The organism is Mycobacterium sp. OTB74 (genome assembly GCF_029892685.1).
In the GTDB taxonomy this organism is placed as follows: domain Bacteria; phylum Actinomycetota; class Actinomycetes; order Mycobacteriales; family Mycobacteriaceae; genus Mycobacterium.
This window is the reverse complement of record NZ_JARXVD010000005.1, coordinates 19,839-37,470: the sequence shown is the minus strand read 5'-3', so window position 1 is coordinate 37,470 and position 17,632 is coordinate 19,839. Positions and strand designations below refer to the sequence as shown.

17 protein-coding genes and 1 pseudogene are annotated in these 17,632 nt (G+C 65.0%); 11 read left to right on the top strand and 7 right to left on the bottom strand.

What is annotated here, in order from left to right; genetic code table 11:
• Positions 1-200: 200 nt before the first annotated feature.
• Genes M2432_RS09470 through M2432_RS09455 form a run of 4 tightly spaced genes read right to left on the bottom strand, consistent with a single transcriptional unit; the run spans position 201 to position 4,131 of the window.
• Positions 201-1,736 (bottom strand): carboxyl transferase domain-containing protein, encoded by a 1,536-nt coding sequence (locus M2432_RS09470; RefSeq protein WP_280826549.1) that lies wholly within the window; start codon positions 1,734-1,736, stop codon positions 201-203.
• On the bottom strand, positions 1,733-2,974 hold the full coding sequence (lipE, locus tag M2432_RS09465; RefSeq protein ID WP_280826548.1) for a lipase LipE: 1,242 nt from the start codon (positions 2,972-2,974) through the stop codon (positions 1,733-1,735). Before lipE ends, M2432_RS09470 begins: the two co-directional genes overlap by 4 nt.
• On the bottom strand, positions 2,971-3,456 hold the full coding sequence (locus M2432_RS09460) for a peroxynitrite isomerase (RefSeq protein ID WP_280826547.1): 486 nt from the start codon (positions 3,454-3,456) through the stop codon (positions 2,971-2,973). The genes lipE and M2432_RS09460 overlap by 4 nt, the downstream gene beginning before the upstream one ends.
• 48 nt (positions 3,457-3,504) lie before the next feature.
• Entirely contained in the window at positions 3,505-4,131 is a 627-nt protein-coding gene (locus tag M2432_RS09455; protein WP_280826546.1) for a methyltransferase domain-containing protein, read from the bottom strand.
• Positions 4,132-4,182: 51 nt separating this feature from the next.
• Between M2432_RS09455 and M2432_RS09450 the strand changes: the two genes are divergently transcribed.
• Positions 4,183-4,971, top strand: coding sequence for an acyl-CoA thioesterase domain-containing protein (locus tag M2432_RS09450; protein ID WP_280826545.1), 789 nt, complete (start codon positions 4,183-4,185; stop codon positions 4,969-4,971).
• Between the two features lie 17 nt (positions 4,972-4,988).
• On the top strand, positions 4,989-5,840 hold the full coding sequence (locus M2432_RS09445) for a rhomboid family intramembrane serine protease (protein ID WP_280826544.1): 852 nt from the start codon (positions 4,989-4,991) through the stop codon (positions 5,838-5,840).
• On the opposite strand, the pseudogene rpsR reads toward M2432_RS09445, so the two are convergent.
• A pseudogene (gene rpsR, locus M2432_RS09440) lies at positions 5,826-5,981 on the bottom strand (30S ribosomal protein S18); the annotation flags it as partial. The gene M2432_RS09445 and the pseudogene rpsR sit on opposite strands and share 15 nt — an antisense overlap.
• A 265-nt stretch (positions 5,982-6,246) precedes the next feature.
• Here rpsR and M2432_RS09435 point away from each other — a divergent pair.
• Both M2432_RS09435 and M2432_RS09430 read left to right on the top strand, forming a co-directional pair.
• Entirely contained in the window at positions 6,247-7,119 is an 873-nt protein-coding gene (locus M2432_RS09435) for a glycoside hydrolase family 16 protein (RefSeq protein ID WP_280826712.1), read from the top strand.
• A 479-nt stretch (positions 7,120-7,598) separates the two neighbouring features.
• Entirely contained in the window at positions 7,599-8,576 is a 978-nt protein-coding gene (locus M2432_RS09430) for an alpha/beta hydrolase family protein (protein WP_280826711.1), read from the top strand.
• A gap of 7 nt (positions 8,577-8,583) precedes the next feature.
• On the opposite strand, the gene M2432_RS09425 is transcribed toward M2432_RS09430, so the two are convergent.
• Positions 8,584-9,192: a class I SAM-dependent methyltransferase gene (locus M2432_RS09425; protein ID WP_280826710.1), complete on the bottom strand. Its 609-nt coding sequence runs from the start codon at positions 9,190-9,192 to the stop codon at positions 8,584-8,586.
• A gap of 287 nt (positions 9,193-9,479) precedes the next feature.
• On the opposite strand from M2432_RS09425, the gene M2432_RS09420 reads away from it, so the two are divergent.
• The 3 genes from M2432_RS09420 to M2432_RS09410 all read left to right on the top strand — a co-directional run bounded on the left by M2432_RS09420 (position 9,480) and on the right by M2432_RS09410 (position 12,387).
• Positions 9,480-9,710: a hypothetical protein gene (locus M2432_RS09420; protein ID WP_280826543.1), complete on the top strand. Its 231-nt coding sequence runs from the start codon at positions 9,480-9,482 to the stop codon at positions 9,708-9,710.
• 223 nt (positions 9,711-9,933) lie between these two features.
• A complete protein-coding gene (locus M2432_RS09415) occupies positions 9,934-11,121 on the top strand; it encodes a serine hydrolase domain-containing protein (protein ID WP_280826542.1) in 1,188 nt (395 codons plus the stop codon).
• A gap of 24 nt (positions 11,122-11,145) precedes the next feature.
• Positions 11,146-12,387, top strand: coding sequence for an MFS transporter (locus M2432_RS09410; RefSeq protein ID WP_280826541.1), 1,242 nt, complete (start codon positions 11,146-11,148; stop codon positions 12,385-12,387).
• A 5-nt stretch (positions 12,388-12,392) separates the two neighbouring features.
• Here the strand turns inward: M2432_RS09410 and M2432_RS09405 are convergent, their stop codons facing one another.
• Positions 12,393-13,127 carry an SDR family oxidoreductase gene (locus tag M2432_RS09405; protein WP_280826540.1) on the bottom strand — a complete coding sequence of 245 codons (735 nt, stop codon included), beginning with the start codon at positions 13,125-13,127 and terminating at the stop codon, positions 12,393-12,395.
• A gap of 102 nt (positions 13,128-13,229) precedes the next feature.
• On the opposite strand from M2432_RS09405, the gene M2432_RS09400 reads away from it, so the two are divergent.
• The 4 genes from M2432_RS09400 to M2432_RS09385 all read left to right on the top strand — a co-directional run bounded on the left by M2432_RS09400 (position 13,230) and on the right by M2432_RS09385 (position 17,578).
• Complete coding sequence (locus tag M2432_RS09400; RefSeq protein WP_280826539.1) at positions 13,230-14,213, top strand: LacI family DNA-binding transcriptional regulator; 984 nt, start codon at positions 13,230-13,232, stop codon at positions 14,211-14,213.
• Between the two features lie 88 nt (positions 14,214-14,301).
• Positions 14,302-15,504, top strand: a complete 1,203-nt coding sequence (locus M2432_RS09395) for a cytochrome P450 (RefSeq protein ID WP_280826538.1) — start codon at positions 14,302-14,304, stop codon at positions 15,502-15,504.
• A 50-nt stretch (positions 15,505-15,554) separates the two neighbouring features.
• Positions 15,555-16,571, top strand: a complete 1,017-nt coding sequence (locus M2432_RS09390; RefSeq protein ID WP_280826709.1) for a phosphotransferase — start codon at positions 15,555-15,557, stop codon at positions 16,569-16,571.
• Between the two features lie 110 nt (positions 16,572-16,681).
• Positions 16,682-17,578, top strand: coding sequence for a DMT family transporter (locus M2432_RS09385; RefSeq protein WP_280826537.1), 897 nt, complete (start codon positions 16,682-16,684; stop codon positions 17,576-17,578).
• The last annotated feature ends 54 nt before the right edge of the window (positions 17,579-17,632 follow it).

Here is a 17,632-nt window from a genome sequence, read left to right as displayed (position 1 = left end):
GGTGGCGGCGCCGCGTACTCGACAAATATCGCCGTGGAAGCAGGGTCAACGGAGGCTCCAAGTGCTCGGCCCGCGGTCCTGTTGTGGCACTTTCGATTTGAAGGTGTCAACTTTCCTTGACGGTCAGAGAAAGTTGACGACTCTGGACGGAAGTTGTACGGGGACAGCGCCGAGCGCTAGCCGCGCCCACTTTCACACTTTCACCAGGTGTCGACGAACCGCCGTGGTGGTGCCAAGCCTGCTGGCTCAGCCGCGGCCAGGGTCGCTGCGATGAGGGACCTGGTCTCGGCAGGATCTATGACGTCGTCGATCTCGAACATCGACGCCGCATTGAGTGCGGCGGCGTTGGCCTGGGCCGCGGCGGTGGCCTGCTGTACCGCCTCCTCACGCGCAGCATCGTCGGCGATGGCTTCCAGTTCTTTGCGCAGACCCAGTCGGACGGCGCCTTCCAGCCCCATCGGGCCGAGGTGTGCCCCCGGCCATGCCACGGTCAGCAGCGGCTCGTGCAGACTTCCGCCGCACATCGCTTGTGCACCAAGGCCGTAACCACGGCGCAGGATCACCGCGATCAGCGGCACCCGCAGCGCAGCCCCGGCGACCAGTAGCCGTGAACCGCGGCGGACCAGCGCTTCTGCTTCGGCCGCCGGGCCGACCATGTAGCCCGGGCAGTCGACCAGAGAGACGACCGGAATGCCGAACACGTCGCACAACTGCAGAAACCGCGCGGCTTTGTCGGAGGCGTCGGCGGTGATTGCACCGGCCATCACCATGGTGTTGTTGGCCACCACGCCGACCGGCCGGCCTTCGATGCGGGCCAGCGCGGTCACCATCTCGGGCGCGAATTTCTCCCGAAGGAACGTGACCGAACCCTCGTCGGCCAGGGTTTCGATGATGGGGCCCGCCTGATAAGCGCGTCGAGCGCGTTCGGGAACCATTGTGCGCAAGGTGGTTTGATCTGCAGCGGTGCCAGGTTCGCCGGGCCCCCGGAAGTAGCCCAACAGTCGCTTGGTGACGGTCACTGCCTCGGCTTCGTCGGGCACCACCACGTCGACCACACCGTTGGGCGCCTGCACGGAGATCGGGCCGACCGCATCGGGAGCGACGTCACCAAGACCGCCACCGGCGATCATGGCAGGGCCGCCCATCCCGATAGAGGTGTCCGCAGTGGCGACGATCAGATCCGAGCACCCGGCGATCACCGCATTTCCGGCGAAGCAGCGGCCTTTGACCACCGAAATCCGCGGCACCACACCGGATAACGAGGCCCACAATTTGAATGCCCGGACATTCAGCGACGACACAGTGGGATGGTCGGTGTCCCCGGGCCGCCCGCCGCCGCCCTCAGCGAAGAAGACAGTCGGCAGTTTCATCCGCTCGATGAGATCAAACAACCGGTCCTTCTTGAGGTGTCCCAGCGCGCCCTGGGTCCCGGCCAGCACCGTGTAGTCGTAGGACAGCACCGCGCACGGTTGTCCGTCCACCTGGGCGGTGCCGGCGACCAGGCCGTCGGCCGGGGTGCGGGAGATCAGGTCATCGACGGAACGACGTTGGCGTTGAGCGGCTATCACGAACCTGCCGTACTCGACAAAGCTGCCGGCGTCGATCAAGTCGGTGATGTTCTCGCGCGCAGTGCGTCCCCCCGCGTTATGGCGGCGCTGGACAGCTTCGGGACGAGCGGCGTCTTCGGTCAGCGCACGGCGGCGAAGTAGCTCGGCGTGGTCATCGCGCAGCGTCATGATCGGGCGAACTCCACTGTGATGCGGTCCAGCAGAGCCGGATACCGCTTGGACTCAGGATGGTTGCCCGGCTTGCCGCTGCTGACCACCGCCACCGACAATGCCCGCGACGGGTCAGCCCATACCGCGATATCCGTCAACCCGGTGTGGCCGAACGCATCTGGAGAATTCCGGCCGAACGGTCCGAACCGCCGCGAACCCAGCATGTACCCGGTACCCCAGCGCATCGGCATCAATCCGGTCGCGACATCGGGCCGTAGCCGCCGGCACTGCCGGGTCGCAGCCTGCAGTGTCGACGGTTGCATGACCCGAACGCCGTCGAGTTCACCACCACGGCAGAGGATTTCAGCGAACCGTGACAACTCGAACGCATTGGACACCGTGCTGGTCGACGGCACCACGCTGGTGAGGAACGCCGGGGTATTGCTGAACGGGATCATCTGGGTGGGGTTACCGCCGACCGCCTTGCGGAAGATGGCTGCCATGGGCGGCGGCAGCGGCTTGCCGGTGACATGACTTGGTGCAACGAGCGGAACATCTTGCGGTGCAACACCGTAATTGCTCCAGCGGAAGCCCAGCGGATCGAGGATTTCCGTGGCCAGGATGTCCCGAATATTGCGTCCGGTTGCGGCTGAGACGATTTCGCGCACCAGCGGTCCCCAGGTCAGCCCGTGGTACATGTGCATCAGGCCCGGGCGATAGATCGGTTTGAGCTGGCCCAGCATCTCCCGTGCGTAGTCGCTGTCATCCATCCGCTTGAGGTCTGGCCGCGGGCCGGTAGCCAGTGGCACGCCTGCGCTGTGCGTGATGACGTGCCGGACGGTGGTGCGATCCTTGCCGTGGCTGGTGTAGGTCGGCAGATAGTCGCACACCCGGCCGTCCAGGTCGAGTTCGCCACGTTCGACCAGCATGTGCACCACGGTGGTACTGATGGCCTTGGCCGCTGAGTAGACGCAGAACGGAGTGTCGGTGCGTACCGGAACCTGTTCTGCGTCAACGGGATCGGCCGGTCCGTTGCCCCAGGCATGGCCGATTGCGCGATCGACCACTATCCGCCCGTTACGTCGCACGCAGACCTGGATGGCGGGATGCATACCGGCCGAGTACCAGTGCCGGGCAGCCTGCCAAATCCGTTCCGCCGCTTGTGGATCAATCTCAGAGTGATCCTCGGCGCCGACCGTGGTGACCGAATCCAGATCGGCCGGCACCCGGATACGTCCTGTCTCCAGGGTGCTCATGCGTCCTTCCGGTGCAGAGTGGCACCAAGGTGGTGCTGCAGCGGTTGGGCCATCGCGGCCATCTGCACGTCGTAACGCAAGGTGTCTCCGTCGAGTTGGAACCGACGACGCAGCGCGTCAACCTGTTTCGCAGAGTCGGTACGGCCGATATCGGATGACTCCAGGTCCAGCTCGAGGCCGCCATCGACCATCGTCAGGGTGCCCTGAAGCACCTCGGTGATCCCGGTGGGGTGTGCCAACACCCATTCGATCCGGCCGGGGGAGGGCACGCGCAGGTACCCGGTCTCGGCATGCAGCGGTCGGTTGTCATCGGCCGCTCGGGTCCGCTGGCTGTAGGCCAGGAACGGTTTGCCGACGTGCCCGAAGGTCACCTCTTCGAGGTACTCGAAGGGTTCGATGGTCGGGTACTCGCCAGAGCCGGCGCCTGCCCAGGTGCCCAGCAGCGGGGCGAGGACGGCGATGTCGGGATGCAGATCGGCCACGATCGCCAGCCTACGGGCTGGCGGATAGGAGCAGCAGGCAGCAGCGAGCTACTTGGTGCCGACGGTCAGCAGGTCCGAGACGACCTGCGTCCACCACGGCCGGTCGATCCGATGCTGCTCGGACACCGTGAACCCCGCGTCCTCGAACAGCTGCTTCATAGCCGGCTGACTCGGCGTGTGCGCGGGTGCCAGCAAGCTGGCGGTGAGGGAGTGCAGCGGCCCGATCTGCCGCGGGCTGATGGTGGTGACCACGGCGATCCCGCCCGGGCGCAGCACCCGATGGAACTCGCGCAGCGCGGCGGGATGGTCGAAGAAGTGGAACGCCGAGGTGGTCACCACGGCGTCCAGGGAACCGTCCTCGAACGGCAACTGCTCGGCCGGTCCGGTCAGCCAGGTGACCTTCGACGACCGGGCCTTGGCCTGCGCCAGCATGCCATCGGCCATGTCGACGCCGGTAACGTCGACGTGCAGCTCACGCTCGACCCGGTCGGCGAAAATACCAGTGCCACAACCGATATCGGCGATCTTCTGGGCGCCGTGCGCCCGCAGTTGGTTCAGCACCGCGTCCTGCGCGGGTTGGTAGACGATCCGCTGTAGCACCTGGGTGTCATAGGCCGGAGCAGCCAAGCTCCAGAAACCCGTGATCAAGTCGTTGAATCCGCGGCGTTGAACCATGACGCAAGACTAAGCGGCTGGGTAATCAGGCTGCCGATACGCTGCCCGGTTGTGAGTGACGCAACGCCAAGCTGGATCGCCCGATTACTCGACTTCGAGCGCACCGGCGACATATTTATCGCACCGCAACCCAGCGGTGGGCCGGGATCACGGCTGTTCGGCGGCCTGATCGCGGCGCAGGCGTTGGCCGCGGCCGGCAACACGGTCGAACCGGAGAAGCTGCCGCAGTCGCTGCACCTGTACTTCGTCCGCGGTGGTCAGTATGGCGTCAATGTCGAGTTTCACGTGGAACGAACCCGTGACGGCCGAGCCTTCGATACCCGTCGGGTCACCGCGGTGCAGCGCGGCAAGACCATTCTGGAGATGATCGCGTCGTTTCATGTGCCCGAGCCGGGTGTGTGCTGGCAGCGCCCGGAGCCGATCGGGATCGAACTGGACGATGCCATCCCGAAGGCTCCGGACATCGGGTTTGCCGACCGGTTCGAGCTCCGGGTGACTCCCGATGACGACACGGTGTTCGCGGTGCCGCCGTTCTGGATGCGAACCAAGGCGGACATCGAGGACGATCCGCTGATTCGGGCCTGCATGCTGACCTTCATGTCCGATTTCGGGCCGGTCCCTGTGGCGCGTCCGGCCGGCACGGGTCTGCGCGACGGGTTTGCCGCCAGCCTGGACCACGCGGTGTGGTTCCACCGGCCGTTCGTGCCGCAGGACTGGCACCGCTACGAGGTGATCGCGCTGGGCAATGCGGACTCCCGCGGGCTGGTGCGCGGCAGTCTGTATGACACTGGTGGGGTGCTGATCGCCAGCACCAGCCAGGAAGCCCTGTGGCGGCTGTAGTCCGGAGAAATGTGTCGATGACCGTCCCGTCGCCGAGTTGTTACCGGCACCCCGACCGCCCCACGTACGTGAGTTGCACCCGGTGCGGCCGGCCGATCTGCCCGGAGTGCATGCATTCGGCCGCCGTCGGACAGCAGTGCCCGGACTGCGTGCAGGAAGGTGCGCGCTCGGTGCAGAGCGCCCACACGCATTTCGGTGGGCGGATTGCCCAGCGCCCGGTACTCACCTATCTGCTGATCGCGGTCAACGCGGTGATGTTCGTGCTGCAGAAGACCTCTCCGCAAATTCAGTCCGATCTTGTGTTGTGGGTGCCCGGGGTGGCCGAGGGGCAGTGGTATCGGTTGGTCACTTCGGCCTTCCTGCACTACGGACTGGCCCACATCGTGTTCAACATGTGGGCGCTGTATGTGGTGGGCCCGCAATTGGAGCACTGGCTGGGGCGACTCCGGTTCGGCGTGCTGTATGCCCTCAGTGGGTTGGGCGGTTCGGTGCTGGTGTACCTGCTGGCGTCGGTCAATTCAGCGACCGCGGGTGCGTCTGGCGCGATATTTGGTTTGTTCGGAGCAACTTTCGTGCTGTTCCGGCGACTGCAGCTGGATGTTCGCGGCATCGGGGTGATCATCGCCATCAACCTGGCGATCACCTTTATGCCGTCAGTGGTCGGTGTGCCGGCGATCAGTTGGCAGGGCCATGTCGGCGGGCTGGTCACCGGCACGCTGGTGGCCGCCGTATTCGCGTATGCCCCTGCGCCACAACGAAAGTTGGCGCTGATATCCGTCACCGTGGTGTTGCTGGCGGTGTTCGTCGGGCTGACGCTCTGGCGTACCCACGAGTTGCAGGCGATGTTCGGGTGGTCAGTCGCGGGATGAATAGGGCAGCAGCGCAATCTCGCGGGCATTCTTGATCGCGTTGGTGACCTGACGCTGCTGCTGGACGGTCAGGCCGGTCACCCGCCGCGACCGGATTTTGCCGCGCTCAGAGACGAACACCCGCAGCTTGGCGGTGTCCTTTGTCAATTCTCAAACTGCGTGTCACATTCTCAAAATGGATGTCACGCCGACGTCCAAAATGACACGAATTTGAGAATGTGGGGATTGGAGTCGGCGATGCGCAGGACGTGGTTGACGTCCCGGCCTCGTACATAGTGTCACTCGCGTTCCGGTGATACCCGCCAGAGTTAGCCGGACATCGCTGGACAGATAGTCCAAAGATCGTAGTGCCGTGTCGTCTGGAGGTGTCGCTAGTTGCATCGCCTAAGATTTTGGTGTGCCCGACATGAATCGTCGTAGTGTCATGATGATGGTTGGTCTGGGCGCGGCTGTGGCCGCGCTGCCTTCTCAGAAGGCCTACGCCGACCCGTTTCCGGTTTCCCCGGGTCCGGGAACCGGCCCTGCTATGCCCGCAGCGCCCGCCAGCTCGTCGGTAGGTTCGGCGATGCTGTTCCAGGACGAATTCAACGGCCCCGCGGGTGCACCGCCGGACCCGGCGTGGTGGTCCATCGTGCCCGAGCGCGAGGTCATCCGGAATCCCGTCGAATGGGACCAGCCGTACAACATGGGCCGTTACGCGACCGACCAGGAGCACGTGTTCCAGGACGGTAACGGCAACCTCGTCATTCGGGCCACCCGCGGCCCTGGCAAGAACATTCACGAGCGTTACGCCAGCGCGAAGGTCATCGGTAACTGGCGCGGCGGGATCGGCACCACCTGGGAGGCTCGTGTCAAGCTGAACTGTCTGACCGACGGTGCCTGGCCGGCTTTCTGGTTGCTCAATGACGATCCGGTCCGCGGCGGCGAGGTCGACTTGGTGGAGTGGTACGGCAACCGGGACTGGCCATCGGGGACCACCGTGCATGCCCGGTTGGACGGTACGTCGTTCGCTACCGACCCGCACCCGATCGACAGCGGCTGGCACACCTGGCGGGTGACCTGGCAGCCGAACGGTATGTACTTCTGGAAGGACTTCGCGCCGGGAATGGAGCCGTTTTTCACAGTGCCGGCCAATTCTCTGGACGACTGGCCGTACAACGACCCGGGTTACACCTTGGTCCCGGTGTTCAACCTCGCTATCGGTGGCTCCGGCGGGCGCGAGCCCGGTGGGGGCAATTACCCGGCCGACATGCTGATCGACTGGATCCGCGTCTTCTGATCAGCGCTCCTGTGAAAGCCGCTGCGTCCCCATTACGGACGGTCATCGTGCCGGCGCCGAGCCAGGTGCTTACCGGCCGCGAGGCAGCGTAGCGGTTGTCTCGATGGCAGGAGCCGTCTGCTGAACCGTGTTCAATTGCACGAATGCAGGTCCAGACATCACAAGATGACACTCTGGTCGAGAACTGACATCCTCGTAGTCGATCTGGTTGACGCCGAGGCTGGCCAGCAGGTTCCGTGCCGGTCGCTTGGTTTCGTTCTTGGGACTCGATTACCAATCGCGTTCATAACAAGGCGATTACGCCGCGTGTGGGTCAAGCGGGTAGTTGCCGCGCGCAGCTAGCGTGCCATTGACAGATTGAGCCAGGTTGGACGAGTGAATGGAGCCCGGTCGTGTTGGCGACGTTCGTTGGCGGGAATTGGGGCGCGAAGGTGCGTCGTCTGATGGTGGCTGCAGTGGCCGCGCTGGCAGTGCCGGGCATGGTGGTGCCGGGGACGCTGCCGCACGCGCGCGCTGCGGCGAAGGCGGTCGAACAGTTGAGTGTTCCGTCGCCGGCGATGGGACGTGACATCAAGGTCGAATTCCAGGGCGGCGGACCGCACGCGGTCTTCTTGCTCGACGGCCTTCGCGCCCAGGACGACCAGAGCGGCTGGGACATCAATACCGATGCCTTCTCCTGGTACTACCAGTCCGGGGTTTCCGTGGTGATGCCCGTCGGCGGTCAGTCCAGCTTCTATTCGGACTGGTACCAGCCGGCCACCAGCAGCAGCGGCACCGTCACCTACAAATGGGAGACGTTCCTCACCCAGGAACTGCCAGCCTGGCTGGCCGCCAACCGAGGTGTCCAGCCGGCAGGCAATGCGGTTGTGGGGCTGTCGATGTCGGGCGGGGCGGCGCTGACACTGGCCATCTGGCACCCGTCCCAGTTCATCTTCGCAGGATCGCTGTCGGGCTTCCTTAACCCGTCACAAGGCTTGTGGCCCACCATGATCGGCTTTGCCATGAAGGACGCCGGCGGCTTCAATCCAACCCAGATGTGGGGTGTTTCAAGCGATCCGGCTTGGCGGCGCAACGACCCGACCGTCAACATCGGCCAGCTGGTGGCCAATAACACCGCTGTCTGGGTGTACTGCGGCAACGGCCGTCCGTCCGATCTGGACACCCCCGGTGATATCGGGGTGCTCTACAGCGCACAGTTCCTCGAGAACATCACCATCAGCACCAACCGCGACTTCCAGCGGCTGTACCAGCAGGCCGGCGGGCACAACGCAGTGTTCAACTTCCCCGCCGACGGTACCCACAGCTGGGGTTACTGGGGCCAGCAGCTGCAGGCGATGAAGCCGGACCTGTTGCGGGTGCTCGGTGTTGGTCAGCCGGCACCGGCCGCAGCTCCGGCTCCTGCTCCGGCCGGCGCGCCGGCAGCGGTGCCCGCCGCGGCACCGGCACCGGCCGGCTGAGTCGGGCTCAGGCCCGGCAGCTGATCTCCATGCTGTCTGAATCGCGGGCCGGAAAGCTCACGCTCACATAGCCGTTGGCTTTGTCGCGGACGTAATCCAGGTACGGCTGGGTGGCATCCATGGAGGTGTTGTCCGCCACGATCAGCGCGCCGGGCGACAGCTTCGACTCGATCAGTTTGAGGACGGGTACATACAGTTCTTTCCACCCGTCCAGCAGGACGAACCCGATAGGGGCGTCGACGCTGCGCAGGGTTTCCAGTGCGTCGCCGGCCAGCACCGTGATCAGGTCGTCCAGACCCGTCTCGGCGAAATTCTGTTTGGCCGCCTCGATCTTCGCCGCGCTCAGCTCGGTGGTGACGACGCGGCCGACGCCGTTGTCACGAACGGCTGCGGCCAGATGAATGCCGGACAGTCCGAGCGACATGCCGAATTCAACAACGGTATGCGGACGCGACGCACGTACCAGCGAATAGATCAGCCGGCCGGCGTCGCGCGTCACGGGCATGTAGATGTCACTGAGCGCGTCGGCCCTCTCCTGCGCGGTTGCGGTGGCGTGGTTGAACTGGCCGGCGCGGCTGTGCAGCGTCGCCATCTGCTGGTCAGATTCTGCGTACATCCGGTCGAGTGCCGAGGCGACCCGGGTTTCGTCGAGTGTGCTCACTGGCCCGACGGTACGCCGCGCGGCGGCGCCACGGGGTGGTAGCACTCGATGACGTGCTGCTATGCCGCAGACGTGCCGGGAGACTGTGGCTGACCTCAGTGTTTCTCGCGCTGTAGGCGGTCACAGCGTGGGGATCTGAAACTCCAAACGAATCCACAGTTTCCGTTCGTATGGTTTTCCAGTCGGGTATTTGGGCATTCCAATCGCAGGCGGAGCACGCTATTCGCCGAACGGAGGAGAACATGCGTATCAACCCCAAAAGCTTTGGTCTGATCGTGGGGGGAGTCGCCGTCGCTGCGTCGGCGGTGCTGGCGGTCAGTCACGGCGGTGGAGCAACCCCGGCAGGCGCCGTCACGGTGGAGGCAAAAAACGCGTCGAACGCCACCGCAGCTAACACGTACACCACGCCGTCGGCGAATGTCCGGTCCGGCGGTGCCGATTCAGGCGCTACGGCCACCCCGGCGGGAGGCTAGCAACACGAACACACATAATGCTTTGGGTCCCTTTGGTTGCCTGGAGGGACTAAACGCATTCTGTGTATGTCGGTTGGGTCACGTTCCGATTCCACCCGTGAATAGTTTTGCGACTTGCCGTAGCCACGGTGTTGCAAGGCGGACAACATTCGTAGAGTGACGGACTTCGTATCCACCGAGCCGGGATCGTTCGGCGCGGCCCAACTGCTTCCGCGAGGTTGACGTGCTGGTCGGCGATTTCCCCATCGGGGGCTTCTGCGCCCCCGAATTCGATGCTGTCCGTATCGAATTCGAGCGCAATTTTGCTGCGCGTGGAGACGTGGGCGCAGCGGTCGCCGGTTTCGTCGACGGTGAGTTGGTGGTCAACCTGTGGGGTGGCTGGCAGGACGCCGGTAACGAGATTCCCTGGCACCAGCGCACATTGGCGAGTATTTTCTCCGGCTCCAAGGGGCTGACCAGCACCTGTCTGCACATGTTGGCCGAGCGCGGCACGATCGATCTGCGTGCGCCCATTGCCACGTACTGGCCCGAATTTGCGCAGAACGGCAAGGGCGACATCACCATCGCCATGGTGCTGTCGCACCGCTCCGGCGTGATCGGCCCACGGCGCCGGATGACATACGAGGAAGTGCTGGACTGGGACCACGTCTGTGCAGAGCTCGCCGCATCCAGCCCATGGTGGCCGCCCGGTTCGGCGCAGGGCTATCACATGGTGACGTTCGGGTTCATCCTCGGCGAGGTGGTCAAGCGCGTTACCGGCCGCACCGTCGGTGAGTTTCTGCGCGACGAGATCGCCGAACCGATCGGCGCCGACGTGCACATCGGATTGCCCGAGCAACAGCATGCGCGATGTGCCGACATGATCAACAAGCCACACATCCGCGAACTGCTCGGCGATGCCGGAGCGCCTGAGCGGCCGACGTCGTTGGCCGACCACCGCAAGGCAGGTTTGTCCGTGGCGATGGGATTCATTCCCGACGACGAGGTCGGATCGGAGGCCATAGATCGGTGGCGCTCAATGGAATTTCCGGCGACCAACGCCCACGTATCGGCACTGGGCATGGCCACTTTCTACAACGCGATGGCACAGGAGAAGCTGCTGAGCCGGGAGTTGATGGACCTATGCCGCACTTCGCAGGGCGGCTTTGACACCGATCTGGTGCTGGGGCCACGGGTGGCGGACCACGGCTGGGGCCTGGGCTACATGCTCAACCAACGCAGGGTGGCGGGCCCGAACGCACGCATATTCGGGCACGGCGGCACCGGCGGCTCGTTCGCGTTCGTCGACCTCGAACACAAGATCGGCTACGCCTACGTGATGAACTATCTGGACCCGACCAAGGCCAATGCCGACCCGCGCAGCGTGGCGCTGTCCGACGCGATCTATGCGGTGCTTGGAGTCGCCGGATGAAAGGACAGCTTCATCGCTGCCGTCGTGCTTGACCGTCCGCTAGTCGGCGAATATCGCTGGACCACACGCGTTGTGGTTCAGTTGGCGGTACTGGCAGCCGCGGCCTATGTGTATGCCGTCGCCGAGCTTGTGCCTATCGGGGCCATGCCGGCGATCGCCGCCGACCTGCACGTCAGCGAGGCACATGTCGGAATGCTGCCTGCCGCATACGCTTTCATCAGCGTGTTGGCGACGGTACCGCTTGTGCGGTGGACCGCGCACTGGCCCAGGCGCCGAGCGTTCGTAATGACGCTGGTGTGTCTGACCGTTTCGCAGGTGTTTTCGGCGTTGGCACCCGGGCTCGGGTTGTTGGCGGCCAGTCGGGTGCTGTGCGCACTGACCCATGGGTTGATGTGGTCCATCATTGCCACGATCGGTGCCAGGCTGGTGCCGGCGTCGCACACCGGCCGCGCGACCACCGCGCTCTACATCGGCACATCGGCTGCGTTGATCGTCGGAAATCCGTTGACCACGTCGATGAGTCAAGCCTGGGGCTGGCGAGCGACCACACTGGTGATCGCTGCTGCCGGCGCCGCGATCACGGTGCTGGCGCAGTGCTGCCTGCCGGTGCTGGCTACCGATGCCGCCAGGCCGGAGACTGATTCACCGGGTCGGTGGTTCCGTAACGCCCGACTGGTGATGCTGTGTGGCATCACCTTGGTCGGCGTCACCGCGCACTTCGTTTCGTACACCTTCGTGGTCCCGATCATTCGGGACGCGGCGGGACTCGGTGATCGAGGTCAGGCAGTGGTGCTCGCGGCCTACGGGGTCGTCGGTTTGGTGTCGATGGCGCTGCTGGCTCCGGCCACCGACAGTCGGCCGCGGTTGGCGGCGACAACTACGTTGGCGGTGCTGTGCCTGGCGTTCTGGGTGTTGGTGGCGGGAGGCCCGGTCGGGTCCGGGGTGACCGCGATTCTGGTGTGGGGTGGCTGTGCGGCGGTGCTTCCGCCGATGCTCCAGGCATCGGCGATCCGAGCCTGCCCGCAGCATGCCGAATACGCATCGGCGTTGTATGTCACGGCTTTTCAGATCGGCATTGTCAGCGGTTCGTTGCTCGGCGGTCTGGTCTACGGCGGACACCAGATACTGCCGGTGGTGGCGACATCAGCGGTGTTGTTCGCGGTTGCACTGGTCGGCACGTTATTGGGTGGCGGGGTGTTCCGGGCGTCGTCCGGGCCGGGCCTACGGCAGGACCGGATGGACGGCACTGTCGCTGAACAGGTTTGATCGCACTACGCCGGGCGATCAAGGTAATCGGCACCGCCGACGTAGATCGTGGCGTGGCTCGCGTGCCCATTGGCGGCGTCCACGATCGCGGCGGCGAACTCCTCGACAGTCGGCAGTGGTGCGCGGCTGCGCCGTGCGTCAACGGCCGCCGGATCGCGCCGCTGCAATAAGCGGATGATGACGGTCCCATCGATCATGTCTCCGGATACCACGGTGAAACCGATTCGGCAGCGGTCGAATTCGGGTTTGAGCGTCCGTAGGGCATCCTCGCCGGCTCGCTTGCTGTGGGCGATCGGTGCATATCCGTCCGGTACTGGATGCCGGGGGTAGAAGTGCGCCTGGTGGCTGGTGACGAAGACGATCTGGCCACCGGCCGGGATCAGCGGCAGCATCAGGTCGACCAGTCGCAGCTGGGCATCCCGATTCAGTTGCATTGCGTAGTCCGGAGAAGCGCCGCGCTCCAGCCCGCCGGATGCGTTGAGTATCAGCGTGTCCAGCCGGCCGAACCGACTATCGATCCGGTCGACCAGTGCTCGCACCGAAGATTCGTCCGACAGATCGGCGCCGATGACGGACGCGTAGCCGCCGGCGTCGCGGATCGTTTCGGCGACGGTTTGCGCGCGCTTTTCCTTCTCGCGGTAGTTGATCAGGACGTGGGTGTCAGGGCGGGCAAGCCGCGCGGCGACGGCTGCGCCAATGCCGCGGGAAGCCCCGGTGACGAGGGCGATTCTGGGCTGCATGGAAGCTCACCGTACACCAAAAATAAGAAAAATAAGAGAAACTTAAGATAACAATAAAGTTCTGGCTGGTTGGCCAAGGTGTGCCAAGCTACCCGCGTGGGGATGCGAGGAACGTCCAGGCCGACAAAAGCCGACGTGGCACGGTTGGCCAATGTGTCATCGGCGACGGTCAGCTACGTTCTCAACAACGTTGCGGGACAGCGGATATCCGCGCAGACCCGGGCCGCCGTGCACGAGGCCGCGGCGCGGCTGGGTTACCGGCCCAATCTCGCCGCGCGCAACCTGGCGTCCGGCGGCAGTGGCGTGGTGCTCTACATCGTGCCGCGAATTGCGTTGGGGGAGTTGCCGTTAGAGGTGGGCAGCAGGCTCACCACGGCGTTGGCCCGGCAGGGTATCGTGTTGTCGCTGCAGCTGGAGACCGACGACGGGCAGAACGTCGTCGATGCGGTGGCCGACCTCAACCCGATCGCCGTCAGTGGTGTGTTTCCGCTGACCGGTGCTGCCGCCGCTGCGGTGGACGCGGCCGGCATCCCGCAGATCTATCTGGGCAGTGAGAAGCTCCAGGCGCTCGGAGTCTTGCATCTGACGGTTGGCGAGATGCGTATCGCTCATCTGGTGGACAAGGGGCACAGCAGGATCGGCTTCGCCCGCGTCGACACCCCGGAACTGCAGCCGCTCGGCGACTACTGGCTGGCGGGTCTGGAGGAGGCGGTGGCGCGGCACGGACTTGAGCAGCTCATCGTCGACACGGTCGCGGCGGACGGCTCGGATGCCGCCGACGCAGTCCGCCGCTGGATGGATGCCGGGGTCACCGCGATCTGCGCCCAGAGTGACGAGACCGCGTTCGTGGTACTGCACGGCATGCGGCTGGCGGGCCTGAGCTGCCCGGATGACCTGGCGGTTATGGGTGTGGATGCGATCCCGCTGGGCGCTGTCAGTGGGCCGCCGCTGACCTCCGTGCGCTTTGACCCGAGCCTGATCGTGGAGGCGGCGGTACCCGTGATGATGGCCGAATTGGGCTATCCCGTCGAAGGCGAACCACCCAGCGTCGGCGCCGCCCAGTTGGTCGTTCGCGACTCGACCTGAATGCGCGCCGCACCCTTGTCTGGCGCCTGCTCAGCGAGTAACTTACGCGTGTAAGCAACCTTGCAGCCCTCAGAGAGGCGGACTGTCGGTGACTGTTGAAACCACCGCTGACGTGTACTTCGATCCCTACGACGTGGGGATCAACCACGACCCGTACCCGGTGTTTCGCAGGCTTCGCGAAGAGTCGCCGCTGTACTACAACGAGCAGTTCGATTTCTACGCGCTGAGCCGCTATGACGACGTCAACAAGGCCCTCGTCGATCATGAGACCTTCAGCTCGGCTCGCGGCGCGATCATCGAACTCATCAAGGCCAACATCGAAATTCCTTCCGGTGCCCTGATTTTCGAGGATCCGCCGATCCACACCACGCACCGCAAGCTGTTGTCCCGGATGTTCACCCCACGCAAGATCAATGCGTTGGAACCCAAGATCCGCGAATTCTGCGCCCGTGCGCTGGACCCGCTGGTGGACGGCGGCAAGTTCGACTTCATCACCGATTTCGGCGCCATCATGCCGATGCAGGTGATCAGCGAGCTCCTCGGCATCCCCGAGGACGACCAGGTGATGATCCGCGACCACGGCAACGACCAGCTGCGCACCGAGGCCGGTAAGCCGATGAAGGCGGCCGAGCACGGCCTGGTCGACGGTTCGATCTTCGAGACATACATCGACTGGCGCAAGGACAACCCGTCCGACGACATCATGACCGACCTGCTCACCGTCCAATTCGAAGACGAGCACGGCGTCACCCGCAACCTGACCCGCGAAGAGCTGCTGATCTACATCAACGTGGTCGCCGGTGCGGGCAACGAGACCACCACGCGTCTGATCGGTTGGGCGGCAAAGGTTCTCGCCGAGCACCCAGATCAGCGTCGGCAGCTGGTCGAGAACCCCGCGCTGATCCCGCAGGCCATCGAGGAGCTGCTGCGCTTCGAGCCGCCGGCCCCACACGTGGCCCGCTACGTCACCCGCGACGTCGAGTTCTACGGGCAGAAGGTGCCCGAGGGCAGCGTCATGATGATGCTCATCGGCGCGGCGGTGCGTGACCACCGGCAGTTCCCGCCCGACGGCGACGTCTTCGACATCCACCGCGAGCAGCGTCAGCACCTGGCCTTCAGCGTCGGCACCCATTACTGCCTGGGCTCGGCACTGGCCCGGCTGGAAGGCCGGATCGCGCTCGAAGAGCTGCTCAAGCGATTCCCGGAGTGGGACGTCGATCTCGAAAATGCTTCGCTGTCACCGACTTCCACGGTGCGTGGCTGGGACACCATGCCCGCGGTCGCCAGGTGACCAGAGCGTTGACCGTCCCGAAGAACTGGGACGAGATCGATGGCGAATGGATGACCGCAGCGTTGCGCGGTCACCATCCGGACGTGGAAGTTGAGCGCGTAACCGTCGACATGCGTGACGACGGCACAAACCGGCGCGCTCGGCTGGCGTTGACGTACTCCTCAGGTGCTGGACCTGCCACCGTGTTCGCCAAAGCCGTCGACCCGGACCACAAGATCCTGATCCAGCTGACCAGCGGTCTGCTGCATGAGCCTCGGCTGTTCAACTCGAATATCGAATTGCCACTGGAACATCCGGTGGTGTACGCGGCACCCATCGACGAGGCCGACGAAGACTTCATACTGATCATGGAGGACCTCACGGCCCGGGGCGCCGATCCGCGCGATGCGACTCGGCCGATGACCGTCGAGCAGGCCGCAGCCGGGGTCCGCGGATTGGGCCGGATGCACGGCAAGTTCTGGGGCGATCGGCTGGCTGCGCACCAGCGGCTGTATTGGTTGGAACCGTTCGTGCCGTGGGACGGCATGCAGGCTGCGCCGCTGCCGGCGGCGTTGGAACGCCTGGGTGACGACGTCCCGGCGTCGGTCCATGCGTTGACCATCGACGGTCTCATCGACGACATCTGGAAGCCCTATATCCGGACGCTTACCGTGGGTCCGCAGACCCTGCTGCACGGTGACGCCCACATCGGCAACACTTACCTGCTGCCGTCCGGTGACGTCGGCTTCCTGGACTGGCAGGTGGCCCGCCGCGGCAACTTCTCTCTGGATCTCGGTTACTACCTGCAGGGCGCACTGGTGACCGAAGACCGGCGTAACCACGAGCGTGCGTTGCTGGAGGAGTACCGCGACGCGCTCGGATTGCCTGCCGCTGAACTCCCGTCGGCCGACGAGGTGTGGCTGCGCTACCGGGCCTCGGTGGCGCACGGTCTGACCTTGTGGCTGTGCACGGCCAGCGCGGGTGAGCTGTGGCAGCGCCCGGACATCGCCCTGGCCCTAGCCCAGCGCTACGCCGCGGCGTACGAGGACCTGCAGACTGCGCAGGCCATCGCTCAGATAACTGCCTGATCAGCCGGCCGGGTCCGGCGTGCAGTCCAGGCAAGCCGAGTCCTCGACTACCCTTTGGGCGTGCGAGATCGGGCCGGGGGACGCTCACCAGTGGTGAATGGACCCGACCATTGATCACCCAGGGCTTGGTGGTGGTGTTCGCGCTGTGCGCGGCAGTGTGCGCAGCGGTCGGCATCGTTGTTCGGCAGCGCGCGACCATCGACGTGCCAGCCGAATACGGGGTCAGCGCCGTCATGATCTCGACGCTGCTGCGCCGCAGGCTGTGGTGGGCAGGTACCGCTGCCGCTGTTGCGGGCTATGTCTTCCAGGCGCTGGCACTGGCCCACGGTTCACTGATAGTGGTGCAGCCGCTGCTGGTGTCGGCGCTGCTGTTCGCGCTGCCGCTCAGTGCCCGGCAGGCACACCGGCGGGTGACCCGCGGTGAGTGGTTGTGGGCAGTGGTGCTGACGGCCGGGCTGTCCGCGTTCGTGATGCTGGCCCGACCCGGTCGGTTCGAACAGGCTGCACCGCTCAAGGAGCTGATAGCGGCGTCCTCGGTGTGCGCCGTAGTGATCGTGGGCTGTGTTCTGCTGGCTGTCCGGATGCGCGCGTGGCAGCGTGCGGTTCTGCTGGCCGTCGGCGTGGGTGTGCTGTTCGGTGTGGTGGCGGTCGTGACCAAGATCTTCATGCGGGTGGTGGAACAACGCGGTCTGATCGGTTCACTGTCGACGCCGGCCCCCTATGTGCTGATAACTCTGGGTGTGATTGCGACGTTGCTGCAGCAGTCGGCCTTTCACGCGGGTGCGCTGCAGACCTCGGTGCCCACGATGCTGGTGCTGGAGCCGGTGGTCGCGGTGCTGCTCGGTGCGCTGGTTCTGGGTGAGGGTCTGGACACCAACGGGCCTCAAGCCGCCGCATTGGTGGTGGCAATCGGCGGGATGGTCGCAGCCACCATCGCTCTCGGTCGCGACGAAGGTGCGTACGAGACGCAAGTGTCGCAAGTGGAGGACCACGCCGCCGGGCGCTGAGTGCGGTTTATCACACCGGCCGCTCAGGCATTACGGCATATCTTTAGTTTTGCT